The sequence below is a fragment of the Thermocatellispora tengchongensis genome (genome assembly GCF_014202315.1).
Lineage (GTDB): Bacteria > Actinomycetota > Actinomycetes > Streptosporangiales > Streptosporangiaceae > Thermocatellispora > Thermocatellispora tengchongensis.
In genome coordinates, this window is sequence record NZ_JACHGN010000002.1 from 89,421 (window position 1) to 113,632 (window position 24,212).

Here is a 24,212-nt window from a genome sequence, read left to right on the forward strand (position 1 = left end):
CATGCAGGTCCCCGCACGCTTCGAGTACGAGAGGGCGTCCAGCGTCGGCCACGCCCTCATGCTGCTGGAGAGACTCGGCCCCGAGGCCAGGGTCGTCGCGGGCGGCCACAGCCTCATCCCGATGATGAAGCTGCGGCTGGCCCAGCCCGAGGCGCTGGTGGACATCAACGACCTCGCCGAGCTGTCGCACCTCGCCGTGGAGGGCGACGAGCTGGTGGTCGGAGCGCTGGTACGGCACGCGCGGCTGCTCGCCGACGCCGAGGCCGGGCGGCTGTTCCCCATACTCCACGACGCCGAGCGGGTGATCGCCGACCCCGTGGTGCGCAACCGGGGCACGGTCGGCGGCTCGCTGTGCCAGGCGGACCCGTCCGAGGACCTGTCGGCGGCGTTCAGCGCGCTGCGGGCCACCGCGGTGATCCAGGGGCCGGGCGGCGCCCGCACCGTGCCGATCCGGGAGTTCCACACCGGCCCGTACGAGACCGCCGTCGAGCCGGGCGAACTGCTCACCGAGCTGCGCGTCCCGATCAGGCCGGGGAGCGGCAGCGCGTACCAGAAGGTGGAGCGCCGGGTCGGTGACTGGCCCGTGGCCGCGGCCGGCGCGGTGCTGGTGATCCACGACGGCGTGATCGCCGAGGCCGGGATCGGGCTGACCGCCGTCGGCGCGGCCCACTTCGCCGCCCCGGAGGCCGAGGAGTCGCTGATCGGGCAGGTGCCCGGCGAGGAGGCGTACGCGCGGGCCGGCGCGCTCGCCGCCGCGCACTGCGAGCCCCAGTCCGACCAGCGCGGCCCCGCCGACTACAAGCGGCACCTGGTCGGTGAGCTGGTACGCCGCGCGCTGGCGCGGGCCGCGGAACGAGCAGGCCGGGGAGGCCTCCGATGATGATCACGGTCACGGTCAACGGCCAGGCGCACACCCGGGACGTCGAGCCCCGGATGCTGCTGGTGCATTTCCTGCGCGACGAGCTGCGCCTGACCGGCACCCACTGGGGGTGCGACACCTCCAACTGCGGCGTGTGCGTCGTCCATCTCGACGGCACCCCGGTCAAGTCGTGCAGCGTGCTCGCGGTCATGGCCGACGGGCACGAGGTGACCACGGTCGAGGGCCTGGAGCGCGACGGCGAGCTGGACACGGTCCAGAAGGGCTTCGTGGAGTGCCACGGCCTGCAGTGCGGCTTCTGCACCCCGGGCATGATGCTGACCGCCCGCTGGCTGCTGGACCGCGACCCCGACCCGTCCGAGGCCGAGATCCGCGAGGCGATCTCGGGGCAGCTCTGCCGGTGCACCGGCTATGAGAACATCGTCCGCTCGGTGCGCTGGGCGGCGGAGAGCGAGGCGGCGTCATGAGCGCGTACGGCCGGATGCACCGCAAGGAGGACGCCCGCTTCATCCGGGGCCGCGGCACCTACACCGACGACGTGAACCTGCCCGGGATGCTGCACGGCGCGGTGCTGCGCAGCCCGCACGCGCACGCCGCCATCGTCTCCATCGACACCTCCGCCGCCGAGGCGCACCCCAAGGTCAAGGCCGTGATCACCGGCGAGACCCTGGCCGGGCTCCGGCTGGCCTGGATGCCCACGCTCTCCGGCGACACCCAGGCGGTGCTCGCCACCGACAAGGTGCGCTTCCAGGGCCAGGAGGTGGCCTTCGTCGTCGCCGAGGACAGGTACGCCGCCCGCGACGCGCTGGAGCTGATCGACGTCGAGTACGAGCCGCTGCCCGCCGTCGTGGACGCCCGCCGCGCCCTGGACGAGGACGCGCCGGTCATCCGCGACGACCTCGACGGCAAGGCCGACAACCACATCTTCGACTGGCAGGCGGGCGACAAGGCCGCCACCGACGCGATCTTCGAGCGCGCCCAGGTCACCGTGGCCCAGGACATGCTCTACCCCCGCGTGCACCCGGCTCCACTGGAGACCTGCGGCGCGGTCGCCGACTTCGACAGGGTCACCGGCAAGCTCACGGTGTGGTGCCCGACCCAGGCCCCGCACGCCCACCGCACCCTGTACGCGATGGTGGCGGGCATCCCCGAGCACAAGATCCGGGTGATCTCGCCGGACATCGGCGGCGGCTTCGGCAACAAGGTCGGCATCTACCCCGGGTACGTGTGCGCGATCGTCGGCTCGATCGTCACCGGCCGCCCGGTCAAGTGGATGGAGGACCGCTCGGAGAACCTGATGAGCACCTCCTTCGCCCGCGACTACCACATGCACGGCGAGATCGCCGCGACCCGCGACGGCCGCATCCAGGCGATCCGCGTCAAGGTGCTCGCCGACCACGGCGCCTTCAACGGCACAGCCCAGCCCACCAAGTACCCGGCCGGCTTCTTCCACGTATTCACCGGCTCCTACGACCTGGCCGCCGCGCACTGCGAGGTCACCGGCGTCTACACCAACAAGGCCCCGGGCGGCGTGGCGTACGCGTGCTCGTTCCGGGTCACCGAGGCCGTCTACCTCGTCGAGCGCCTGGTGGACGTGCTGGCCGTGGAACTGGACATGGACCCGGCCGAGCTGCGCATGCGCAACCTGCTCAAGCCCGGCCAGTTCCCCTACACCTCGCCGACCGGCTGGGAGTACGACTCCGGCGACTACCCCAGGACGCTCAGACTCGCCCTGGACATGGCGGGCTACGACAAGCTCCGCGCCGAGCAGGCCGACCGGCGCGCCGCCGGCGGCCCGCTGATGGGCATCGGCATCAGCTTCTTCACCGAGGCCGTCGGGGCGGGCCCGCGCAAGCACATGGACATCCTCGGCCTGGGCATGGCCGACGGCGCCGAACTGCGGGTGCACCCGACCGGCAAGGCCGTGCTGCGGGTCTCCTGCCAGTCGCAGGGCCAGGGCCACGAGACCACCTTCGCCCAGATCGTGGCCCAGGAACTGGGCATGTCCCCCGGCGACGTGGAGGTGGTGCACGGCGACACCGACCAGACGCCGTTCGGGCTGGGCACCTACGGCTCCCGCTCCACCCCGGTCTCCGGCGCGGCGACGGCGATGGTGGCGCGCAAGGTGCGCGAGCGGGCCCGGGTCGTCGCCTCCGCCATGCTGGAGGCGTCGCCGGAGGACCTGGAGTGGGCCGAGGGCCGCTGGGCCGTGCGCGGCGACCCGGCCACCGGCAAGAGCATGGCCGAGATCGCGCTCGCCGCGCACTCCGGCCTGGAACTGCCCGAGGGCGTCGAGGGCCACCTGGACGCCGTGTGCGTCTACAACCCGCCCAACCTGACCTACCCCTTCGGCGCGTACGTGTGCGTCGTGGACGTCGATCCCGGCACCGGGCAGGTCAAGGTGCGCCGCTTCGTCGCGGTGGACGACTGCGGGGTCCGGATCAACCCGATGATCGTGGAGGGCCAGATCCACGGCGGCCTGGCCGACGGCGTCGGCATGGCGCTGATGCAGCTCATGGCCTTCGACGAGGAGGGCAACCACCTGGGCGCGTCCTTCATGGACTACCTGCTGCCCACCGCGGTCGAGTGCCCCTCCTGGGAGCTGGGCGAGACCGTCACCCCCTCGCCGCACCACCCGATCGGCGCCAAGGGCGTCGGCGAGTCGGCCACGGTCGGCTCCCCGGCGGCCGTGGTCAACGCGGTCGTCGACGCCCTGCGCCCGTACGGCGTGCGCCACGCCGACATGCCGCTCACCCCGGCCAACGTCTGGCTCACCATCCAGGGCCGCCCCTTCAGGACCGACCTGGCGATCCCATGAGCACCGACTTCCTCGGCATGCCCGGACCCCGCCGCCCCTCCCCGGAGCCCGGGTCCCGGCAGCCGTACGTCATCGCCACGGTGGTGCGCGCCGCCCGCCCCACCAGCGCCAAACCGGGCGACCGCGCGCTCGTGCTCGCCGACGGGACCATCGAGGGCTTCGTCGGCGGCCACTGCGCCACCTCGGCGGTGCGCGCGCAGAGCATGCGCGTCCTCGCCCGCGGGGCGTCCACGCTGCTGCGCATCACGCCCGAGGCGGCCGAGCCGTACGAGGAGGAGGGGCTGGTCGCGGTGGGCCAGCCCTGCCTGTCCGGCGGCACCCTGGAGATCTTCCTGCAAGCCGTGCTCCCGCCCGCCCTCGTCCACGTGTACGGCGACGGCCCCATCGCCCAGGCCCTCCGCACGCTCGGCGAGGCACTGGCGTACGAGGTGACCCTGACCACGGCCCCGAGCGCGCCCATCGCCCCCGACACCATCGCACTGATCGTCGCCTCCCACGGCGTCAACGAGCCCCCCGTCCTCCAGGCGGCGCTCCAGGCCGGCGTCCCCTACATCGGCCTGATCGCCAGCCGCGAGCGCGGCGCCGCCGTGGTGTCCGCACTCGACGGCGGAAGCCGCGTCCACACCCCCGCCGGCCTCGACCTACGCGCCCGCACCCCCGCCGAGATCGCCCTGTCCGTCTACGCCGAGATCATCGCGACCCGGCACACGCCGGCGAGCTGACATGCCCTCCATCCTGTCGCGCAGGCTGCCCCATCCGACCGGGTCTCCCCTCCGGGAAGTCGTCCCACTCCACAATCCGGGGCGTGTCCGGCGGGCAGATGTTGCCCTTCTGGGCGTGAGCGGGGATTGTCTAGTCTCTGGGGTCTGGGAGGTGGTCATGAAGGTCGTCGGAAGCGCCCTGGTCGGGGTCGGCAGGCGGCGGTTGTGGGACGCGCTGCTCGATCCGGACGTGCTCGTGCGCACGATCCCCGGCTGCGAGCGGCTGGAGGCGCTGGGCGGCGACGCGTACCGGATGACGGTGACGGCCGGGGTGGCCTCCATCAAGGGCGTCTATCAGGGCGAGGTCGCGCTGACCGACATGCGCGAGCCCGAGGCGTTCGTGATGAAGGCCGGCGGCCAGGGCGCGCCGGGCACGGTGGACGCGACCGTGAACATCCGCCTCAGCGACGCCGACGGCGGCGGCACGCGGATCGACTACGACGCCGAGGCCGTGGTCGGCGGCATGATCGGCGGCGTCGGCCAGCGGATGCTCACCTCGGTCGCCAAGCGCACCGCCGACGAGTTCTTCACCGCCCTGGAACGCCACCTCACCGAGGAGCCCGTGACCGAGCCCGCCGCCGTCCAGCCCGCCGCCGTCCAGCCCGCCGCCGTCCAGCCCGCCGCCGTCCAGCCCGCCGCCGTCCAGCCCGCCGCCGTCCAGCCCGCCGCCGAACCCGCCGCCGTCGAGTCCGCCCCGGTCACGGAGGGGGCCGCCGCGGCGGAGGTCCCGGCGCGGGAGGCCGGGCAGGTGTACGTACGGCCGGCGCCGGAACGCGCGCCCGCCCCGCGCAGTGCCGTGCCCGCCTGGACGATGCTCGCCGCCTTCGGCATGGGCGCCGGCGTGGCGCTCGGCAGCGCCACCATCGGCTGGCTCCTCGGCCGCGCCACCCGACGCGCCTGACGGCGTACGTGTGGCCCTTGCCCCGCCACGGGCGGGGCTGAGGCGCTAGATGTCCTCTGCCAGGAGGTCGTTGGCGATGGCGAGGCGCTCCAGGATGCGGGCGAGTGCGGCCCGGTCGGCCGCGTCCAGTGGCGCGGTCAGCTCCTCGTCGAGGGCCGCGGCGGCGGCCGTGGCGGCGTCGAGCAGGCGGACGCCTTCCTCGGTCAGGTGCAGGCGCTGGCGGCGGCGGTCGGACGGGTCGCGGACCCGCTCGATCGCGCCGCGCGCTTCGAGCTGGTCGGCGAGCAGGACCACCAGACTCGGCGCGACCCGCATCACGGCGGCCACCTCCAACTGCGACTCGGCGCCCTTGATGCGCAGCGCGCTGAGCAGGGCGACATGCTTGGGCTTCAGTTCGAGGTCGGCGAGCCGCTCGGCGTAGCGCGCCTCCTGGCCGGCGCCGAGCACACCGAGCCTGAACGAGACGGTGCCGACCGGCGTGCGCGCGCTTCTCTTCGCCATTCGCAAGATGGTACCGTCCCAGAACGATTCACATATTGAATGGTTCACGTTCTGACATCATCGTGCGAGGTCTGAACGTGCTGGTGGCGCTGGGTTCAGCGGCGTTCGGGGTGCTCGCCATGCTGACCCCTGCCGGCTACCCGGGCGTCGCCGGTGGGGTGACCCACGCCGCCACGTTCTTCGCGGCGATGTACGGCGTGCGCGCCGCGCTCATCGCCGCAGCGGTGATCTGGCTCGTCGCCACCGGCCGCGGGGTGTTCCCCATGCTGGTGCTCGCCGGCGGCGTCCAGGTCGCGGACATCCTGGTCGGTGTCGTGAGCGGCCGGCTCGGCATGGTCCCGGGCGCCACGATCGCCGCGGCCGTCCATTTGGGCTCGGCCTGGCTGCTCGGCCGGCGGGACCGCCGCCGGCCTGTTGTGGCGCGGACTTGGCCGACCGGTGAGGGCGGCTAGGCACGTGACGGGGGGCGGGGGTGTTACGTGCCCTCGCGGAAGAGGATCTCTCGGCGTAACGTGGCGAGTATGCGGGAGGCGCGCGCGGAGGATGCCCGGAACCAGGCCAGGCAGCTCATCCGCGACCTTTTGGGCGAGGAGCGGCCCACCGTCGCCACGCTGGCCCGGGAGAGCGAGCGGGCGCTCGGGGCCGAGCGGACGCGCCGGTGTCTCGACCTCGTACGCTGGGCGCCGCTGACGCGGCGCTCGGCGGAGCTGGCCGCGCTGGCCGGGCTGCTGATCGGCACCCGGGAGCTGGGCACCGGCTGGTGGGAGCGGAGCAGGGGCGGCAAGCTGCCCCCGCCCGACGAGGTGGTGTGGTCGAGCACGGCCATCGAGCCGTGGGTCGATCTCACCGTGCTGGAGATGCTGGCCGCCTGGATCGCCGACGACTCCGCCGACGCCCGGTGGGGCGGGGCGGTCGGCTCGGTGGACCTCAACTCCTGGCAGGCGGAGGACCGCGTCAGGCTGCCCGCCGGGGTCAAGCCGGGCGAGCGGCTGGTGGTCTCCTTCGACGCGGGCGGGCGGCTCGACGCCGTCGTGGTGCGCCGCGCCGACGACGGCCTCGGCTCCAACCTCGACTTCTCCTCCCTGCGCTACTCCCGCCCCGCCGAGGCCCAGTGGAGCTGGGGGGTCGCGGCCGGGCTCGGGCCGCACCCGCTGGAGGGGGAGGACCCCGACCCGTACGCGGCGCAGGTGGACCGGTCCTCGGCCGACACGCTGCGCTCCTGGGCGCTGCGCCACGGGGCCACCGTGGAGCAGACCGGCGACCCGTGGCGGCGCAAGGGCGAGGTGGTCGCGGCCATCGAGCGGGTCGACTGGATGTGGCGCAGCGGCGAGTGGTTCGCCTGGTGGCGGGCGGTGTCCGCGCTGGTGGACGGCGACGGGCCGCAGCTCGCGGCGCGCATGGACGACATGGACGCCGCCACGTGAGCGCCGCCCCCGCCGTGGGCGGAAGGTGACGACGTACCCGCGGGTTGTTCGGCAGCGTGTGCCGATTCGGGCCCAGCAGGCGGATGGGTAGACACGGGACATGCGCAGCGTCCGTATCGGTGTCGACACCGGGGGAACGTTCACCGACGTGGTCGTGGTGGACGAGCAGACCGGTGAGATCGTCACGACCAAGACCCCCTCGACACCCGCCGACCCCGCCGAGGGGTTCCTGGCCGGCATCGGGAAGATCCTGCGTGACCGGGCCGGCGCGGACGTGGCCGGGATCGTGCACGGGACCACCGTGGCCACCAACCAGCTCCTGGAGGACCGCATCGCCGGGCTGGGCTTCGTGACCACCGAGGGCTTCGAGTTCGTACTGGAGATCGCCCGGCAGAGCGTGCCCGACGGCTACGGCAACTCCTACTTCTGGGTCAAACCCCCGCGGATCGTGCCGGTGCACCGGGTCAAGACCGTCGGCGGGCGGCTGGACCACCTCGGGCGCGAGGTGCGGCCGTTCGACGAGGAGGAGGCGGCGCGGGTCGCGCGCTGGTTCCGCGAGCAGGGCATCGACGCCATCGGGGTCTGCTTCCTGCACTCCTACGCCAACCCGGAGCACGAGCTGCGCATGCGGGACGTACTGGCCCGGGAGCACCCCGGCGCGGTCGTGTCGATCTCCAGCGACGTGCTGCGCGAGTACCGCGAGTACGAGCGGTCCGTCACCACCCTGGTCGACGCGGCGGTCAAGCCCACCATGCGCCGCTACATCGCCAACCTCTCCGCCCGGCTGCGGGCGCCGTTCTCGGTGATGAAGAGCAACGGGGGAGTGCTGTCGGCGGCCGAGGTCGTGCACCAGCCGATCACCACCGTGCTGTCGGGCCCGGCCGCGGGCGCGCTCGGCGCGGCGCTGATCGCCTCCACGGCCGGGCACCCGAGCGTGATCACCCTGGACGGCGGCGGCACGTCCACCGACGTGGCCGTGGTGGTGGACGGCGAGCCCTCGCTGACCACGGAGGGCAGCGTGGGCCGCTACCCGTGCAAGATCCCCATGATCGACATCGTCACGGTCGGGGCGGGCGGCGGCTCGGTGGCGTGGATCTCGCCGGAGGGCACGCTCAAGGTCGGCCCGAGGTCCGCGGGTGCCGACCCCGGCCCGCTCTGCTACGGCAAGGGCGGGACCGAGGTCACCGTCACCGACGCGCACGTCTTCCTCGGCCGGGTGCCGCCGCACCTGCTCGGCGGCGAGATCCCGCTCGACGTCGAGGCGGCCCGCGCGGGGATCGAGGGGCTGGCCGCGAAGCTGGGCCTCACCCCCGAGCGCACCGCGACCGGCATCCTGGAGATCAGCGCGTTCAACCAGTGCAACGCGATCCGCCAGATCACCGTCCAGCGCGGCCTGGACGTGCGCGACTTCCCGTTGGTCGCCTTCGGCGGCTCCGGGCCGCTGCTGGCCTGCCGCCTGATCGACATCCTCGGCCTGCCCTCGGTGCTGGTGCCGCCCGATCCGGGCAACGTCTCGGCGTTCGGCCTGCTCACCGTGGACGTCAAGAACGACTACGTGCGTACGCACGTCACCCGGGACCTCGACCTGGCCGCCGCGTCCGCGATCTTCGGCGAGCTGGAGGCCCAGGCCGCCGAGGCGCTGGACCGCGAGGGCTTCACCGACCACGTCTACGCCCGCAGCGCCGACCTGCGCTACTACGGGCAGGCGTACGAGGTGCGCGTGCCCGCGCCGTCCGGGCCGCTGGACGAGAGCTGGCGCCAGGCCGTCGTGGACGCCTTCCACGAAGCGCACGAGAAGCTGTACGGCTACGGCTACCGGAACGACCCGCGGCACGGCGTCGAATGGGTCAACCTGCGGGTCTCCGGCATCGGCCCGATCACCCGCCCCGTGATCCGCCCCCTGACCGGCCCGGCCGCGCCGGGCGAGCCCGGCACCCGCCCGGTGTGCTTCGAGGACGCCCCGGAGCCGGCCCCGATCCACCAGCGCGCCGCCCTCGGGCCGGGAACCGTGGTCGCGGGCCCGGCCGTGATCGAGGAGTACGGCTCCACGCTGCCCGTCCATCCCGGCTTCACCGCCACCGTCGACGCCTACGGCAACCTGGAGGTCCGCCGTGCCCGCTGACCCGGTTCTGATCGAGATCGTGGAGGGCACGCTCGCCTCGGTCGAGAAGGAGGTCGAGACCGCCATCGCGCGCACCGCCAGGTCGCCGATGATCCGCGACGCGCACGACTTCCGCGCCGGCATCCACGACGTACGGCTGCGCAAGCTGACCGGCCGCTCCTACTCCGCGCTCGTCCAGCCCGTGGTGCGCGACTTCCCGATCGCCGAGATGAACCCCGGCGACGTGTTCTTCCACAACGACGTCTACCTGTCGGAGGGCGGCATCGGCCACCTGCCCGACCTGTGCGTCACCGTGCCGGTCTTCCACGGCGGCGAGGTGGTCGCGTTCGTCCAGGCGTTCGGCCACCACGACGACATCGGCGGCGCGGTGCCCGGCTCGATGCCCTCGCACGCCACCAGCGTGTTCGAGGAGGGCCTGATGGTCCCGCCGATCAAGCTGTGGGACCGCGGCGTCCCCAACCGGGCCGCGCTGACCATCATGACCCGCAACTCGCGCATGCCCGACTCGCTCGCCGGCGACCTCGACGCGGAGTGCTCGGCCTGCCTCATGGGCGCGCGCCGGCTCGGCGAGCTGTTCGACCGGTACGGCCGCGAGGCCGTCGAGGCGTGCTTCGACGCGATCATCGCCAAGACCACCGAGACGTTCCGCCGCGAGCTGCTGGCCAAGATCCCCGAGGGGACGTACGTGTGGGAGGACTACGCCGAGCACGACGGCGTGGACGAGCCCCGCCTGCACGCCCAGCGGATCACCCTCACCGTGGACCACTCGGCCCCCGAGCCGCTGATCATCGACTTCACCGGCACCTCACCGCAGGCCAAGGGCCCGATCAACCACGCGGGCGACTACGCCGACGGGGTGTTCCTGAAGAAGTGGCTGGCCCCGATCCTGCGCAACCTGGCCGACACGCCGGAGCGGATGGCCGAGCTGGACGTCAACGAGGGCGTCGTCCCCCTGATGAAGATGATCTTCCCGGAGAAGGGGACGCTGCTCACCCCGGTCTTCCCCGCCCCGACCAACGCCCGGACCTTCGTCATCCTGCGCCTGCTCGGCGTGCTCGCCGGCGTCCTGGCCAAGGCCACCGGCGGGCGCATGCCCGCCGACCAGGAGACGATCCGCTACACCGGCGTGTACGGCACCGGCGAGGACGGCGCGCCGTACCTGATGCGCGAGGTCCTCGGCGGCGGCTCGGGCGGACGCTGGTACGCCGACGGCGAGGACACCATCCACGTCGTGCCCGACTCACGCAACATCCCGGTGGAGTTCGCCGAGTCGCGCTGGCCGTTCCGGGTGGAGCGCCTCGGCCTCGCCGTGGACAGCGGCGGCCCGGGGATGTACCGCGGCGGCCTGGGCTACGACAAGCACATCCGCATGCTCCGCGACGCCTCCTTCATGTCCATCGCCGACCGCTCCATCCTGTCCTGCTGGGGCGTCAACGGCGGCCGCGCCGGCCGTCCCTTCCTGGTCACCATCGAGGGCCGCGAGATGGACGGCCTGGTGGACGACTCCCCGGTACGCGCCGGCGAGGTGATCAGGATCAGAACCACGGGCGGCGGCGGCTGGGGCTGCCCGTACGACCGCGACCCGGACCTCGTCGCGGCGGACGTCCGAGACGGCAAGGTCTCGCGAGAGGGCGCGGAATCGGACTACGGCGTGGTCCTGGACCCCGACGGCGAGGTGGACAAGCCCGCCACCACCGACCTGCGAACCCGCCTCCGCGCCGCACTCCCCGCCAACGCCCCCTTCTTCGACCGCGGCCCCGGCTACCCCCGCCTGGCCAACGGCCACCCCCACCCGGACGTGGACCTCATCTGACCCATCGTGCACTTCCGTGTGCGGAAAGTGACGAACCTGGCTACGATGCACGGGTGATCCCCCCTCTGTCGGCGTACGCCGACGAGTCCATGCGCATCCCGGCCAGGCTGTATCTCATGGCCGCGATCTCATGGCCGCGGTCCTGGTCACCCCCACCCGGGCCGACGGCCATCGCGCGGTGCTGCGCGGCCTGCTCTACCGCCGCCAGCGCCGCCTGCACTGGCGCGACGAGAACGACCGCCGCCGCGCCCACCTCATCACGGCGCTGGCCGCCCTCCGGCTGAGCGGCGTGGTGGTCGTCGCGTCGGGCCTGGACCCGAAGCGGCAGGAGCGCGCCCGCCGCAAGTGCATGGAACGCCTGCTGTGGGAACTGGGCGCCCGGGGTGTCGGCGAGGTCGTCTTCGAGTCGCGCGGCCGGGGTCTCGATGAGGACGACCGCCGAGTGGTGGACGTCATGCGCGTGCAGAACTCGGTGTCTCCGCAGCTCAGGGTGCGCTGGCAGGAGGCGGAGCGGGAGCCGCTGATCTGGATCCCCGACATCGTGGCCGGGGCGGCGTCGCTGGCTACGGCTGGTCAGGAGCGCTTCTGGAAGGAGCTGGGACCCGAGTTGGCGATCGAGCGCTTCGAGCTGAACTGACCGCGGACAACGCGAAGCCCGGGCTCCCGTCGTCCGGCGGTCCACCCGGGCCCACTTCCACTCCCATCGGCGATGGGCGGCACCCTTAGTGTACCCGTCCCGACACGGACTGTCACCTGGCAGCGCGAAGCCCAGGCTTCCGTCGTCCGGCGGTCCACCCGGCTCACTTCCACTCCCCCCATCAGGAGGCGGCGGGGAAAGGGTACCGCGGTGGGGGTGTTGAGGGCGGGGAGATATCGTCGGGGGCAGTCGTGCGGTTCGGGGGCCGGTGGGCTAAGCTCGGCGACCATCACTGGAGGTTGATCTTGCAGGGACCCCTTGGCGACATCGTTGTCCTCGATCTCTCGCGGGCGTTGGCCGGGCCGCATGCCGCCCAGATGCTCGGGGATCTCGGGGCAAAGGTGATCAAGGTGGAGCATCCGGCGGGCGGCGACGAGTCGCGCGGGTGGGGGCCGCCGTTCGTGGGGCCGGAGCAGGACATCTCCACCTACTTCCTGTCGGCCAACCGCAACAAGCAGTCCGTCGCCGTGGACATGAAGACCGACGAGGGCAAGGCGCTGGTCGAGCGGCTGGTGCGGCAGAGCGACGTGCTGATCGAGAACTTCAGGAGCGGGGTGCTGGACCGGCTGGGGTTCCCGGTGGAGCGGTTGCGGGAGCTGAACCCGCGGCTGGTGGTGTTGTCGATCACCGGGTTCGGGCACGACGGGCCCGAGGGCGGGCGGCCGGGGTATGACCAGATCGCGCAGGGCGAGGCGGGGCTGATGAGCCTGACCGGGCCCTCGCCGGACGAGCCGTACCGGGTGGGGGCCTCGATCGGGGACGTCCTGGCCGGCATGTACGGCGCGTACGGCGTGTTGGCCGCGCTGCACGAGCGGGCGCGTACCGGAAAGGGGGCGGTCGTGCGCACGTCGCTGCTGGCCGCGATCACCGGTGTGCACGCCTACCACGGGACCGCCTGGACCGTGGGCGGGCAGGTGCCGCGGGCCAACGGGAACCACCACGCGTCCATCGCGCCGTACGGTGCCTTCCGGTGCGCCGACGGGATGGTGCAGATCGCCGCGGCGAATGACGCCCTATGGCGAAAAGTCGCCACCCTCCTCGACATAGACCCAGATCTCCCGCAATATGCGACCAACCGGGACCGGTTCGCGCACCGCGACGACCTGATCCGGGACATGGAGACCGCGCTCGCCAAGCACGACCGCGCCCACTGGCTCGCCGAGCTCGACCGGCTCGGCGTGCCCGCCGGCGCCATCCGGAGCATCGACGAGGTGTACGAGTGGGAGCAGACCCGCTCCCAGGGCCTGGTGGTGGAGGTCGATCACCCCGTGCTCGGCACGATCAGCCTGCCCGGCCCGCCGCTGCGGTTCGACGGCGCGCCGCCCTTCCCGCACACCGCGCCGCCCGCGCTGGGCCAGCACAATGACGAGGTCCTGGTGTGGCTGGAGGAGCGGGAGCGGTGACGCCTCCCCCCGCTACCACGCCGGCAGGCCAGGGGGCAGGGGAGGCGGCGGGCCCCCCGCCCCGGCCCGACGCGCGCACACTCATCGGCATCGTGCTCGACCCCGGCTCCTGGAGGTCCTGGGACGAGCCGCCCGCCGACCCGGCCGAGCCCGGCTCCCCGTACGCCGACGAGCTGGCCGCAGCGCGCGCCAAGACCGGCTACGACGAGGCCGTCGTCACCGGGGAGGGGCTGCTCGGCGGGCGCCGGGTCGCGGTGGCCGTGTGCGAGTTCTCCTTCATGGCCGGCTCGATCGGCGTGGCCGCGGCCGACCGCCTCGTACGCGCCGTGGAGCGCGCCACCCGTGAGCGGCTGCCGCTGCTGGCCGCCCCCGCCTCGGGCGGCACCCGGATGCAGGAGGGCGCGCTCGCGTTCGCCCAGATGATCAAGATCACCGCGGCGGTCGCGGCGCACAAGGCGGCCGGCCTGCCGTACATCGTCTACCTGCGCCACCCCACCACCGGCGGCGTCCTCGCCTCGTGGGGCTCGCTCGGCCATGTCGTCGCCGCCGAGCCGGGCGCGCTGATCGGCTTCCTCGGCCCCAGGGTGTTCGAGTCGCTGCACGGCTACCCGTTCCCCGAGGGCGTGCAGGTCGCGGAGAACCTGTACGCCCACGGCCTGATCGACGCGGTCGTCTCGGCCGCCGAGGCCAGGCAGGCCGCCATACGGGCGTTGTCGGTGCTGTGCGCGCCCACTGAAGGGCTGGAGCAGGGGCCGGAGCCGGCGGTCCCGGCGCGTCCCGTGGAGGCGTGGGAGGCCATCACCCGCTCCCGCCGGGACGACCGGCCCGGCGTGCGGGCCCTGCTGAAGCTCGGCGCCACGGACGTGACCCCGCTCAACGGCAGCGGCGCCGGTGAGGCCGACCCGGGCATGCTGCTCGCCCTGGCCCGCTTCGGCGCCGCGCCCGCCGTCGTGCTGGGCCAGGACCGTACCCGGCAGCGGGCGGTGGCCCCGCTCGGCCCCGGCGGGCTGCGGGTCGCCCGGCGCGGCATGCGCCTGGCCGCCGACCTGGGCCTGCCCCTGGTCACCGTGATCGACACCGCGGGCGCGGCGCTGTCCAAGGCGGCCGAGGAGGGCGGGCTGGCCGCCGAGATCGCCCGCTCGCTCGCCGACATGGTCACCCTGGACGCCCCGACCGTCTGCCTGATCCTGGGCGAGGGCGCGGGCGGCGCGGCCCTGGCGCTGCTGCCCGCCGACCGGGTGGTGGCGGCGCAGCACGGCTGGCTGTCCCCGCTGCCGCCCGAGGGCGCCTCGGCGATCCTGTACCGCAGCGTGGACTTCGCCCCCGAGATCGCCCGCGCCCAGCGCGTCGGCGCCGCCGACCTGCAGCGCGACGGCATCGTGGACCGGATCGTGCCCGAGCTTCCCGACGCGGCGTACGAGCCGGAGGCGTTCTGCCGCAGGATCGCCCGCGCCCTGGAGTACGAGCTGGCCGGGCTGCTCGGCCGGCCCCCCGGCGACCGGCTCGCCGCCCGCACCGCCCGCTACCGGGCCCTCGGCTCGGCCTGAACGGTGTCCACGCGGGCCAGCACCCGGCCGAGCGCGTCGCACACCTCCACCCGCCGCACCCCGGCGTCCGCGGCGTAGGTCACCGTCCACACCGCCATGGGCGCGCCCGGCGGCCTGTGGAACGTTCCGGCGACGGGCTCGCCCGAGAGCGTGCGGGCCGTCACCAGGGCCGCCTGCCCAGGCGCCGGGCCGTACGCGACCACGCTGCCCCCGGACGCCAGACCGCCCGCGGCCCCCGGCGCCGCCGGCACGCACCGGGCGGCCGAGCAGAGCGCGTACCCGCCCCCGCCCTCCCGCACGAACCACACCCGCAGCGGATCGGCCCGGCCGGGAACGGGCAGCGAGGCCGCCTCGCCCACCGGCGCCCGGCCGGACGCCCCCGGGGCCGCCCCACCGGTCGTGCCCGTCGCCCCGCCGGTGGTGCCCGGGGCCTTGCCGGCAGTGCCCGGGGACCCGTCCATCCCGCCTGGGGCGATGGCCTGCAGCGCCACGGCCAGCGCGGCCGCGCCGGTCGCCGCCGCGAGGGGGAGCGTGGTCAGGGCCGCGCGCCGCCTACGGCGCACCGCGCGGGTGCGGGCCTGGAGGTTCGACCAGGCGTCCGGGCTGATCTCGGAGCTGTCCGCGCGCTCGCTCAGCGCCGCGCGCAGGCGGGCCTCCAGGTCGGGGGTCACGGGTCTCCTCCTTCGCGACGCGGCCGGGCGCCGCCCCGCGCGGGCGCCGGGTGAACGCCGGTCACACTACGGAAGACACCTGGCGGGCCCGCGGGTTGACAGACCGTGCCGGTTCTGGTCTGGACTGCGCCGCGTGAGGCTCCTGGGGAGAACGCCGCTACGGGCCGGGGCGCTCGGGGGTCAGCGAGACGGGGATGCGCTCGATCCGGATGGAGAAGACCTCCTCGCGCGGCACCACGACCTCGTACGCGCCGTGATCGACCATCCAGTAGCCCAGCGCCTCGGCCTTCATGCCGTTGTGCCCGGTGTAGGCGATGTGCAGGCCGTCCTCGTCCTCGTCGAGCACCACGCACGGCTCGCCGCCGAACGCGCCGACCGTGCGCACCATGACCAGCCAGTCGAGGTCGGCGCGGGAGACGACCCGCCGCCAGTAGCCGGAGGCGGCCTCGAAGCCCTCCTCGGCCTCCTCGCTGAACAGCACCACCTCGTCGGGGTCGCCGCCCAGTGCGGCGGCGTAGGAACGCTCGCCGAAGTGGGCGACGAAACCCGAGGCGACCACCTCGATCTCGGCGTTCACAACATCTCCTTCGTCGGCGCTGTGAACGCCTGGCGGCCGTGCCCGTCGGTTCGCCGGCTGTGCGCGCTCACGGGCGCTCCCCTCCGTCGGAGGCGGGCCGCCAGGTGAGCCCGTCGTACACGCCGAACAGGCTCTCGCCCTCGGCGGTGAGGTGGCCGATCCTGGCGCCCGCCGGGATCGGCATCGGCATGGTGTGGAACTGCGGCACGACGTGCTCGCGAGAGGTGGTGAACGCGTTGCCCGCGAAGGGCGGGTTGTCGCTCCAGTCGCCGCCCATGTGCGGGCCGTACGGCACGACGTAGTGATCGACGTCACGGGCCACCCAGCGCATGATGTACAGCTCGGGCACGTCCGCGGTCAGCTCGGAGCCCTCGAAGTGGAGGTCGAGGGCGTAGAAGAGCTGCCGCGGCGTGGTGAGCCTGGCGCAGTCCTGCGCCCGGTAGACGTAGCCGGAGATGACCGTGCGTTTGCCGGACAGATAGGGCACCAGCAGGCGAGGCGGGATTACCTTCAGCATCTGCGTTCTGCGGCCCGGCTCGTTCACGAGCCCTAGTTTACGATCGGGCGACCCCGAGAATGCGATGTTCGAGACAGGGGAGCGTGGCCCTGGCCGCGGCCGTGACCGAGGTGTCCACCTCGCACACGTGCACCTCACCCGACGAGCCGAGCGTCGCCCGCGCGACGCCCATCGGATCGACCAGCATGCTGCGCCCGATGCCGAAGCCGTCTCTGCTGTCGGGGTCGTGCGCCTGGCCCACCGCGGCCGTCCACATGGTGTTCTCGATCGCCCGCGCCCGCACCAGCGTCGCCCAGTGGTCCTCCTTCAACGGCCCGGAGCCCCAGGCCGCGATGACCGCGAACATCTCCGCGCCCAGATCCACCAGCGCCCGCGCCAGCTCCGGGAAGCGCACGTCGTAGCAGGTGATCAGGCCGATCCGCAGCCCGGCCAGCTCGACGACGACCGGCTCGCCGCCGGGCACCACCAGGTCGGACTCGCGGGCGCCGAAGGAGTCGAACAGGTGGATCTTCCGGTACGCCGCCGCCAGCGCGCCCCGCTCGTCCAGCGCGACCGCCGTGTTGTAGACCCGCCCGTCGGCGGAGTCGCCCGGCTCGAACACCCCGGCGATGACCGCGACGCCGTGCTCGCGGGCCGCCGCCGCGAGCCCGCTGACGAACGGCCCGTCGAGAGGCTCGGCCAGGTCGGCGATCCGCTTGCCGAACCTGGTCAGCGTGGACTCGGGGAAGACGGCCAGCTCGGCGCCGCGGGCGGCCGCACGCGCGATCTCCGCGCGGGCGAGCTCCAGGTTGACGGCGGGATCGACGGAGACGGGGATCTGGCACAGCGCGATGGTCGTCACTTCTCCACCCTATTCGGGACCGGAGCGTTCCAGGTGAGACGCCGCCACAGCCATTCGGCCGGGCCATAGTCGAACCGGGACAGCCACCACCGCGAGAAGAGGACCTGTACGGCGAGCGTGATCACGCTGAGCACGATGCCCGCGCGCCGCGTCGGGTCGGCGGTCAGCAACGGCAGCGCGGCCAGGATGACCGGGGTGCTGGTCAGGTAGTTGGTCAGCGCCATCCGGCCGAGCGGGGCGAGCACGGCCAGCAGCGGGCGGCGCAACCGGGTGCGCAGCAGCAGGAGCAGGCCGGTGGCGTACGCGAGCGCGTCCAGCAGCCCCGCGACCGGTGGGACGGCCGCGATCCACAACTCGCCCGGATTCAGGCGCATGTAGACGGTGAGCCAGGTGAGCAGCCCGCCCCCGAGGGCCGAGGCCACGAACACCGGCGGCACCACCTCGCGCGGCGGCCGGTACTGCATCATCGCCATGCCGAGCAGGAACAGCCCCGGGATCACCCAGTAGCCGCCGCCCTTCCAGCACCCGAACGCCGTCGCCAGCACGCCCAGGATCAGCACCGCGAGCCTGGGCAGGAACGAGGCCGGCAGCAGCACCACCAGCCCGATCACCGCGTACGGCAGCAGCACCTCGCCGCCCGGGACGAGCAACTGGTGCAGACAGCCGAACCCGGCCAGGATCACCAGCCGCCAGACCAGCCGGATCCTGTCCGCGGAACGCAGGAACAGCACCAGGCCGATGCCGAACAGAAAGGAGAAGATCGGGTAGAACCGGGCCTGCAGCAGACTCTCGATCACCCAGTCGACCCCGACGTGCGGCGCGTTGCCCAGCCTGCCCCGGGTGTGCTGCCAGGTGTTGACCACCATGATCCCGCACAGCGCGAGGCCCCGCACGGCGTCCAGCTCGTGGATGCGCTCCTTCTCGGCCATCACCACGACCAGGGTGACACGGCCGCGAACACGGCGCCGATCGGGACGGGGGCACGGGCGGCTGGCGCGGGGATCACAAGGACCCAGGCTAATGCCGCGCTCGGCGCTGTGCTCATGGCGCGTGCTCGGCATTGGACGGATGTGGTCGCGGAGGGTGCTCGGCACGGGTGGGCCGTGCCTGCGGCCCGTGCCCGGCATGGGTGGGGTGTGGCGCGTGCTCGGCATTGGACGGGGTGTGGTCGCGGAGGGTGCTCGACACAGGCGGACTGTGCCTCCGGCCCGTGCCCGGCATGGGTGGCTGTGCCTGCCGCCCGTGCTCGGCATGGGGGGAGTGTGGTGCGTGCTCGGCATGGGCGGGTTGTGCTTGTGGCGCGTGCCCGGCATGGGTGGGCTGTGCTTGTGGCGCCTGCTCGGGACGGGGGCCGTGCCTGCGGCCCGTGCTCGGCACGGGCGGGGCGTGCTCATCGCTCGTGCTCGGCACTGGCGGCTGGCCCGGACATGACCCGCGCCCAGGCCCATCGCACCCGCTTGGCGTCTGGGCCGACGATCGCTGCCCGGCGTGACGGGCGCTGAGTTGTGACCCCACGCCCATCCCATGCCTTGCTCCATGCTTCGGGCCGCTGCTTCCTGGATTGGTGGGCTTCCTGGATCGGTGGGCAGCCGCCGACAGGGCCGGGCTCGGCGAGCGCGGTCATCGCCGGGGCCGGTGGCGAAGCATAGGAAGGCGTCTGGAGTTCTCGCCCGCGCCCCCGGTCCCGGCCACGCCCGGCGAGGCGCGCCGGGCTGGCCGCACACACTGGTGGCGGCGGCACCTGGTCGGCCGCCCGCACTGGTGGCGGCGGCACCTGGTCGGCCGCAGGCACTGGTGGCGGCGGCACCTGGCCGGTGCCCGCGTCGGGGTGCTCCCTGGCCGCCATTGCTCATGAAAGTTTCGGCACAGCCACCGAGAAGTGTCGGAGAAGCGATGGGTGCGCCGACCAGAGCAGGGGAAGCCCGCCCCGCCTCGGAGTCGAAACGTTTCCGGTGGTGGCGGGGTGGGAAAGGTGATCCGGGGGGCCATGGGAGCCCTGACCCCTGCGGGCGCGGGTGTGACGCTGGGGGCGTGGCGGCATCATGGTGACGACGGCTACCCAAGCGCGGCGGCCGGGCCACGGCCGCGCAACACCCGAGGGCGGTCCGACCCATGCACGACTTGCGCAGCCTCCTCGACTCCGCCGTCGAGCGCGCCCGAGCGCACCCCGGCGTGAGCACCGTGCTCGCCGCGGTCGTCGCGGTGCTCATGGTGGCGGGGCTGTTCGCCACCATGCACTATGACACGCCCGCGGGCGTTGACGAGGCCGTGGTCGCCGCGGGCACGCCCGTGCCCAGTCCTACCGTGGGCAGCCCGGCCGCCGGCACCCCGGCCGCGACGGTGGCCCCGAGCCCGGCGCCGGCCCCGAGCGCGTCGCGTACGCGCAGCCCGAAACCGGCCAAGGCCACCCGGCCCGCGCCCCGGCCGACCTCGCAGGCGCGCCGGGCGGAGGCGCCGCCGGTGCGGCCCGCACCGCCGCCCAAGCCGACCCCGACCCCCAAACCGTCCAAGAGCCGCACCAAGGCCCCGCCGAAGAAGACGCCGGCACCCGCGAAGTCGCCCAAGCCCGCGCCGTCGCCCTCGGAGGAGACGCCCTCGGAGAACCCGACGCTGGGCCAGCCGCCCGAGGACCCGGGCCCGACGGCCGTGCCCCCGTCGATGCCGCCCACCCCGGCGACCTGACGAGCGCGGGTCGAACGAGCCGACGAGCGGCGACCTGACGAGCGCCGGGCCGGGCGAATGGCGACCCGACGGGCGGCGGGTCTCCGTCGTCGGATCACCGTCGGCGCCCGCCCCGGATCGCCGGCTCTCGCCGATCCGTCCCCCGGTCAGCGGCGGCGGGCGGCTCCGTCGTGGGCGGCGGGGCGGAGGGCCGCTGTGCTGTCGCGCACGATCAGGTCGGTGGCGAGCTCCACGCGGCGCGTCTCCGGGGGTTCGCCGCGCGACATGGCCATGACCATGCGGGTGGCGAGGGCCGCCATCTCCTGTAGCGGTTGGCGCACCGTGGTCAGGGGCGGCCAGGCCGAGCGGGCCAGCGGGAGGTCGTCGAAGCCGACCACGCTGAGGTCGTCGGGGATGCGCAGGCCGCGCTGGCGGGCGGCCTCGAACACCCCGAACGCCTGCAAATCGCTGCCGGCGAAGATCGCGGTCGGCGGGTCGGGCAGGTCGAGCAGGGCGTGGCCCTGGTCGTGGCCGGAGCCGACGAGGAAGTCGCCGTAGCGGATCAGGTCGGGATCGACCGGCATGCCCGCGGTCTCCAGGGCCGCGCGGTAGCCGTCGATCCTGGCCCGGCTGCACAGCATGTCGGGCGGGCCGCCGATGACCGCCACGCGGCGGTGGCCGAGTTCCAGCAGGTGACGGGTGGCCGACAGGCCGCCGTTCCAGTTGGTGGCGCCCACCGAGGCGACGTCGGGGCTCGGCTCGCCCTCGGGATCGACCACCACGAACGGGATCATGCGCGCGCTGAGCTGGCCGTGCTGCACCGGCGAGAGCCGCGAGCCGACGATCACCACCCCGTCGGTACGCCGTGCGGCGATGCGGTCCAGCAGGTCGCGCCCGGGTCCTGAGTGGGTGTGCATCACCGAGATGACCACGCTGGCGTCGGCCTCGCGGGCGGCCGTCTCGCCGCCGCGGATCAGCTCCATCGCCCACGGGCTCTCGATCTCGGCGAAGACCAGGTCGACCAGCCCGACCGGCCCGTCGCCGTGCCCGCCGCGGCGCTGGTAGCCGTGCTTGTGCAACAGCTTCTCCACCCGCTGGCGGGTCTCGGGCGCGACCTCGGGCCGCCCGTTGATCACCTTGGAGACCGTGGGCACCGACACCCCGGCCTCCTCCGCGATCAGCGCGATCGTCACTCGTCTCTTCACTGGCCACCCCCTCGTCATGGCGATGCGAACCGGGGCGGGTTCCTGCCTGCGAGGGCCCTGACCGGCGCTGCCACCGCCGATTCTAACGAAAACTTTCGGCATCTCGCAGCCCGGGGTCGCCATGCGGCGCGGGGAAGGCCGAGGCATCTCACCAGGATCTATTGACCGTAACGCCAAGATTACGTACGCTCCGATCCACGAAAACATTCGGTGACAATCCGAAACTTTCAGGCCAGGCCGGGTTACGACGCCACGAAGGAGAGTTGATGCTCGACAACCAGGTGGCCCTGCGCGTGTCCGGATCGCGGCTCGTCAACGGCGCCGGCGAACCGGTACGGCTACGCGGGGTCGGCCTCGGTGGCTGGATGAACATGGAGAACTTCATCACCGGCTACCCGGCCAACGAGACCACCATGCGCGCGGCCGTGCGCGACGTCCTGGGCGAGGAACGCTACGAGCTGTTCTTCGAGCGGCTGCTGACCTCGTTCTTCGGCGAGGAGGACGCCGACCTGCTGGCCGCCGTCGGCGCCAACTGCGTGCGCATCCCGGTGAACTACCGCCGCTTCGAGTCCGACGAGCGGCCCATGGAGATCGTCCAGGACGGATTCCGCCACCTCGACCGCGTGATCGATCTGCTGGCGTCCAGGGGCATCTACTCGGTCATCGACCTGCACGCGCTTCCCGGCTCGCAGAACCAGCACTGGCACTCCGACAACCCCACGCACATCGCCGCGCTGTGGCGGCACCGCGGCTTCCAGGACCGCGTGGTCAACCTGTGGGAGGCCATCGCGACCCACTACCGGGACAACCCGTGGGTGGCGGGCTACAACCCGGTCAACGAGCCGGGCGACGACACCGGCAAGGTGATCGGCCCGTTCTACGACCGGCTGGTCAAGGCGATCCGCGGGGCCGACCCGTCGCACGTGCTGTTCCTCGACGGCAACACCTACTCCACCGACTTCTCGGTCTTCCGCGAGCTGTATCCGAACACGGTCTTCGTCTGCCACGACTACGCGCTGGCCGGCTTCGCGCACGGCGGGCCGTACCCCGGCTACACCCGGGGCGAGTGGTGCGACCGCGCCCAGTTGGAGAGCGAGTTCGAGCGCCGCACCCGCTTCCAGCGCGAGACCGGCACGCCGCTGTGGGTGGGCGAGTTCGGCCCGGTCTACACCGGCGACCCGGCCGTGGACGCCCAGCGCTACCAGATCCTGACCGACCAGCTTGAGATCTACGACGAGCACGAGGCGGGCTGGTCGCTGTGGACGTACAAGGACGTGGGCCTTCAGGGCCTGGTGTACGCCGACTCCGACGGCGCGTACCTGCGCAGGTTCGGCGACTTCATCGCCAAGAAGGGCCGCCTCGGCGCCGACCGGTGGGGCTCCACGATGGAGGAGGCCGCGGACGTGCTCGCCCCGCTGTACGACCTGATGGAGCGCGAGTTCCCGAACTGGAACCCCTACCCGTGGGGCGCCCGCTACCAGATCGACGACCTGATCAGGCACGTCCTGATCGCCCAGGCCCTGGTGCCGGAGTACGCCGAGCTGTTCCGCGGCCTGGGCGATGAGGACCTGATCGCCCTGGCCGACTCCTTCGCGCTGCGCAACTGCGCCCGCCGCGAGCCCCTGCTCGACCTGCTCACCCGCAACCTGCACGCCTGAGCCCCGCCCACACGCGGCCGGTCCCCGACGCCGGCGCGGGCCGCCTGGCCGCCCGCGCCGGCCCGGCCGTCAGGAACGGCGGGGGTGAACCCGCGCTGCGGGGGAGCGGTCTGCGGCCCTGATGCTGAGCAGGTGAACGCGCGCTGCGGGGAGCGGCCTGGCGTGGGCGGCGCCTGCTGTTCGAGGCCGCGTTGGTGCGGCGTGGGTCAGGTGGTGCCGCGGATGACCAGGCGGGTGGGCAGGATCGCGGGCGGGTGCGGGGTGGCGGGCGACGGGGGCAGCATGGCGATCAGGGCCCGCGCCGCGGCGGTGCCGAAGGCGGTCTTGTCCTGGGCGACGGTGGTCAGGCCGGGTGGGACCAGGGCGGCGAGCTCGATGTCGTCGAAGCCGACCAGCGCGACGTCCTCGGGGACGCGCAGGCCCGCCTCGGCGAGGGCGCGCAGGGCGCCGATCGCCATCTGGTCGCCGGCGGCGAACACGGCGTCGGGGCGCTCGTCCGGCGCCAGCAGGCGGCGCATGGCGGCGTGGCCGCTGTCGAGGTAGAAGTCGCCCTCGGCCACCAGTTCCTCGCGGTAGGGGAGGCCCAGGGCGCTCAGCTCCAAGCGGTAGCCCGCCAGGCGGTCGGCACCGGGCCAGGTGCGGCGGGGGCCGGCGATGGTGGCGATCCGCCTGCGGCCGCGCGCGTGCAGGTGGGCGACGGCCGCACGGGCGCCGCCCACGTTGTCGGAGGTCACGTACGTCGCCCGGGGGCCGGTCACCGGTCTGTCGAGGGCCACGCAGGGCAGGCCGGAGGCGGCGAGGTCGGCGAGTGCGGGGTCGGGGGCGCCGGCGTCGATGAACACGATGCCGTCCAGATCGTGCCGTTTCGCCGCGCGCGCGTAGCCGCCGGCGCCCGGCTCGGCGGCCAGCATGAGCAGGTGGTGTCCGTGGTCGCTGAGCGCGGTCTTCAGGCCGATCAGGATCTCCTGGAGGAACGGGTGGCGCCAGCCGGGGCCGCGGTGGCCGGTGTCCCAGACCAGGCCGACCATGCGGGACCTGCCGGTGGCGAGTGTGCGGGCGGACTCGTTGGGCTGGTAGCCCAGCTCGTCCGCCACCCGCAGCACGTGCTCCCTGGTCCGCCTGGTCACCAGGTCGGGGTTGTTGAACACGCGCGAGACGGTCGCCACCGAGACCTCGGCGCGGCGGGCCAGTTCGCGGATCGTTGCCACGGGGACACAT

General features: G+C 73.5%; 22 protein-coding genes. 14 read left to right on the forward strand and 8 right to left on the reverse strand.

Features of this window, described 5'->3' with window-relative positions:
• The first annotated feature begins 1 nt into the window (after window position 1).
• The 5 genes from HNP84_RS03825 (at window position 2) to HNP84_RS03845 (ending at window position 5,357) form a co-directional block, all read left to right on the forward strand.
• Window positions 2-880 carry an FAD binding domain-containing protein gene (locus tag HNP84_RS03825; protein ID WP_185047943.1) on the forward strand — a complete coding sequence of 293 codons (879 nt, stop codon included), beginning with the start codon at window positions 2-4 and terminating at the stop codon, window positions 878-880.
• On the forward strand, window positions 877-1,344 hold the full coding sequence (locus HNP84_RS03830; protein WP_185047944.1) for a (2Fe-2S)-binding protein: 468 nt from the start codon (window positions 877-879) through the stop codon (window positions 1,342-1,344). The genes HNP84_RS03825 and HNP84_RS03830 overlap by 4 nt, the downstream gene beginning before the upstream one ends.
• On the forward strand, window positions 1,341-3,695 hold the full coding sequence (locus HNP84_RS03835) for an aerobic carbon-monoxide dehydrogenase large subunit (protein ID WP_185047945.1): 2,355 nt from the start codon (window positions 1,341-1,343) through the stop codon (window positions 3,693-3,695). The genes HNP84_RS03830 and HNP84_RS03835 overlap by 4 nt, the downstream gene beginning before the upstream one ends.
• Window positions 3,692-4,417, forward strand: coding sequence for an XdhC family protein (locus tag HNP84_RS03840; protein WP_221335847.1), 726 nt, complete (start codon window positions 3,692-3,694; stop codon window positions 4,415-4,417). The genes HNP84_RS03835 and HNP84_RS03840 overlap by 4 nt, the downstream gene beginning before the upstream one ends.
• Before the next feature lie 157 nt (window positions 4,418-4,574).
• Window positions 4,575-5,357 (forward strand): SRPBCC family protein, encoded by a 783-nt coding sequence (locus HNP84_RS03845; RefSeq protein ID WP_185047946.1) that lies wholly within the window; start codon window positions 4,575-4,577, stop codon window positions 5,355-5,357.
• Window positions 5,358-5,402: 45 nt separating this feature from the next.
• Here HNP84_RS03845 and HNP84_RS03850 read toward each other — a convergent pair whose 3' ends face one another.
• On the reverse strand, window positions 5,403-5,858 hold the full coding sequence (locus tag HNP84_RS03850) for a MarR family winged helix-turn-helix transcriptional regulator (RefSeq protein WP_185047947.1): 456 nt from the start codon (window positions 5,856-5,858) through the stop codon (window positions 5,403-5,405).
• 62 nt (window positions 5,859-5,920) lie between these two features.
• Here HNP84_RS03850 and HNP84_RS03855 point away from each other — a divergent pair, with 62 nt between their 5' ends.
• The 7 genes from HNP84_RS03855 (at window position 5,921) to HNP84_RS03885 (ending at window position 14,864) form a co-directional block, all read left to right on the forward strand.
• Complete coding sequence (locus tag HNP84_RS03855) at window positions 5,921-6,310, forward strand: hypothetical protein (RefSeq protein ID WP_185047948.1); 390 nt, start codon at window positions 5,921-5,923, stop codon at window positions 6,308-6,310.
• Between the two features lie 69 nt (window positions 6,311-6,379).
• Window positions 6,380-7,282 (forward strand): hypothetical protein, encoded by a 903-nt coding sequence (locus HNP84_RS03860; RefSeq protein ID WP_185047949.1) that lies wholly within the window; start codon window positions 6,380-6,382, stop codon window positions 7,280-7,282.
• Window positions 7,283-7,382: 100 nt separating this feature from the next.
• Entirely contained in the window at window positions 7,383-9,404 is a 2,022-nt protein-coding gene (locus tag HNP84_RS03865) for a hydantoinase/oxoprolinase family protein (RefSeq protein ID WP_185047950.1), read from the forward strand.
• Window positions 9,394-11,217 (forward strand): hydantoinase B/oxoprolinase family protein, encoded by a 1,824-nt coding sequence (locus HNP84_RS03870; RefSeq protein WP_185047951.1) that lies wholly within the window; start codon window positions 9,394-9,396, stop codon window positions 11,215-11,217. The genes HNP84_RS03865 and HNP84_RS03870 overlap by 11 nt, the downstream gene beginning before the upstream one ends.
• Window positions 11,218-11,347: 130 nt before the next feature.
• Entirely contained in the window at window positions 11,348-11,854 is a 507-nt protein-coding gene (locus HNP84_RS03875) for a hypothetical protein (RefSeq protein WP_185047952.1), read from the forward strand.
• Between the two features lie 305 nt (window positions 11,855-12,159).
• Entirely contained in the window at window positions 12,160-13,317 is a 1,158-nt protein-coding gene (locus HNP84_RS03880) for a CaiB/BaiF CoA transferase family protein (RefSeq protein WP_185047953.1), read from the forward strand.
• A gap of 92 nt (window positions 13,318-13,409) precedes the next feature.
• The gene (locus HNP84_RS03885) at window positions 13,410-14,864 is read left to right on the forward strand and encodes a carboxyl transferase domain-containing protein (RefSeq protein WP_312923988.1); all 1,455 of its coding nucleotides are present in this window, start codon (window positions 13,410-13,412) and stop codon (window positions 14,862-14,864) included.
• On the opposite strand, the gene HNP84_RS03890 is transcribed toward HNP84_RS03885, so the two are convergent.
• The 5 genes from HNP84_RS03890 to HNP84_RS03910 form a co-directional block, all read right to left on the reverse strand.
• Complete coding sequence (locus HNP84_RS03890) at window positions 14,840-15,535, reverse strand: hypothetical protein (protein WP_185047955.1); 696 nt, start codon at window positions 15,533-15,535, stop codon at window positions 14,840-14,842. The genes HNP84_RS03885 and HNP84_RS03890 overlap by 25 nt on opposite strands.
• A gap of 157 nt (window positions 15,536-15,692) precedes the next feature.
• Entirely contained in the window at window positions 15,693-16,112 is a 420-nt protein-coding gene (locus HNP84_RS03895; RefSeq protein ID WP_185047956.1) for a UCP033725 family protein, read from the reverse strand.
• Between the two features lie 67 nt (window positions 16,113-16,179).
• A complete protein-coding gene (locus HNP84_RS03900) occupies window positions 16,180-16,656 on the reverse strand; it encodes a hypothetical protein (protein ID WP_312923642.1) in 477 nt (158 codons plus the stop codon).
• A 10-nt stretch (window positions 16,657-16,666) separates the two neighbouring features.
• Window positions 16,667-17,470: a carbon-nitrogen hydrolase family protein gene (locus HNP84_RS03905; protein WP_185047957.1), complete on the reverse strand. Its 804-nt coding sequence runs from the start codon at window positions 17,468-17,470 to the stop codon at window positions 16,667-16,669.
• Window positions 17,467-18,399: a DUF418 domain-containing protein gene (locus HNP84_RS03910; RefSeq protein ID WP_185048417.1), complete on the reverse strand. Its 933-nt coding sequence runs from the start codon at window positions 18,397-18,399 to the stop codon at window positions 17,467-17,469. The genes HNP84_RS03905 and HNP84_RS03910 overlap by 4 nt, the downstream gene beginning before the upstream one ends.
• A 1,183-nt stretch (window positions 18,400-19,582) precedes the next feature.
• On the opposite strand from HNP84_RS03910, the gene HNP84_RS54720 reads away from it, so the two are divergent.
• Window positions 19,583-20,152 carry a hypothetical protein gene (locus HNP84_RS54720; RefSeq protein WP_185047958.1) on the forward strand — a complete coding sequence of 190 codons (570 nt, stop codon included), beginning with the start codon at window positions 19,583-19,585 and terminating at the stop codon, window positions 20,150-20,152.
• 146 nt (window positions 20,153-20,298) lie between these two features.
• Here the strand turns inward: HNP84_RS54720 and HNP84_RS03920 are convergent, their stop codons facing one another.
• Window positions 20,299-21,354 (reverse strand): LacI family DNA-binding transcriptional regulator, encoded by a 1,056-nt coding sequence (locus tag HNP84_RS03920; RefSeq protein WP_185047959.1) that lies wholly within the window; start codon window positions 21,352-21,354, stop codon window positions 20,299-20,301.
• 248 nt (window positions 21,355-21,602) lie between these two features.
• Here HNP84_RS03920 and HNP84_RS03925 point away from each other — a divergent pair, with 248 nt between their 5' ends.
• Window positions 21,603-22,994, forward strand: coding sequence for a glycoside hydrolase family 5 protein (locus HNP84_RS03925; protein WP_185047960.1), 1,392 nt, complete (start codon window positions 21,603-21,605; stop codon window positions 22,992-22,994).
• 206 nt (window positions 22,995-23,200) lie between these two features.
• Here the strand turns inward: HNP84_RS03925 and HNP84_RS03930 are convergent, their stop codons facing one another.
• The gene (locus HNP84_RS03930) at window positions 23,201-24,202 is read right to left on the reverse strand and encodes a LacI family DNA-binding transcriptional regulator (protein ID WP_185047961.1); all 1,002 of its coding nucleotides are present in this window, start codon (window positions 24,200-24,202) and stop codon (window positions 23,201-23,203) included.
• Window positions 24,203-24,212 lie beyond the last annotated feature (10 nt).

Coding starts and splice junctions, on each gene's coding strand:
- HNP84_RS03825 (WP_185047943.1), top strand. CDS start 2: ATGCAGGTCCCCGCACGCTTCGAGTACGAGAGGGCGTCCAGCGTCGGC.
- HNP84_RS03830 (WP_185047944.1), top strand. CDS start 877: ATGATGATCACGGTCACGGTCAACGGCCAGGCGCACACCCGGGACGTC.
- HNP84_RS03835 (WP_185047945.1), top strand. CDS start 1,341: ATGAGCGCGTACGGCCGGATGCACCGCAAGGAGGACGCCCGCTTCATC.
- HNP84_RS03840 (WP_221335847.1), top strand. CDS start 3,692: ATGAGCACCGACTTCCTCGGCATGCCCGGACCCCGCCGCCCCTCCCCG.
- HNP84_RS03845 (WP_185047946.1), top strand. CDS start 4,575: ATGAAGGTCGTCGGAAGCGCCCTGGTCGGGGTCGGCAGGCGGCGGTTG.
- HNP84_RS03850 (WP_185047947.1), bottom strand. CDS start 5,858: ATGGCGAAGAGAAGCGCGCGCACGCCGGTCGGCACCGTCTCGTTCAGG.
- HNP84_RS03860 (WP_185047949.1), top strand. CDS start 6,380: ATGCGGGAGGCGCGCGCGGAGGATGCCCGGAACCAGGCCAGGCAGCTC.
- HNP84_RS03865 (WP_185047950.1), top strand. CDS start 7,383: ATGCGCAGCGTCCGTATCGGTGTCGACACCGGGGGAACGTTCACCGAC.
- HNP84_RS03875 (WP_185047952.1), top strand. CDS start 11,348: ATGGCCGCGGTCCTGGTCACCCCCACCCGGGCCGACGGCCATCGCGCG.
- HNP84_RS03910 (WP_185048417.1), bottom strand. CDS start 18,399: ATGGCCGAGAAGGAGCGCATCCACGAGCTGGACGCCGTGCGGGGCCTC.
- HNP84_RS54720 (WP_185047958.1), top strand. CDS start 19,583: ATGCACGACTTGCGCAGCCTCCTCGACTCCGCCGTCGAGCGCGCCCGA.
- HNP84_RS03920 (WP_185047959.1), bottom strand. CDS start 21,354: ATGACGAGGGGGTGGCCAGTGAAGAGACGAGTGACGATCGCGCTGATC.
- HNP84_RS03925 (WP_185047960.1), top strand. CDS start 21,603: ATGCTCGACAACCAGGTGGCCCTGCGCGTGTCCGGATCGCGGCTCGTC.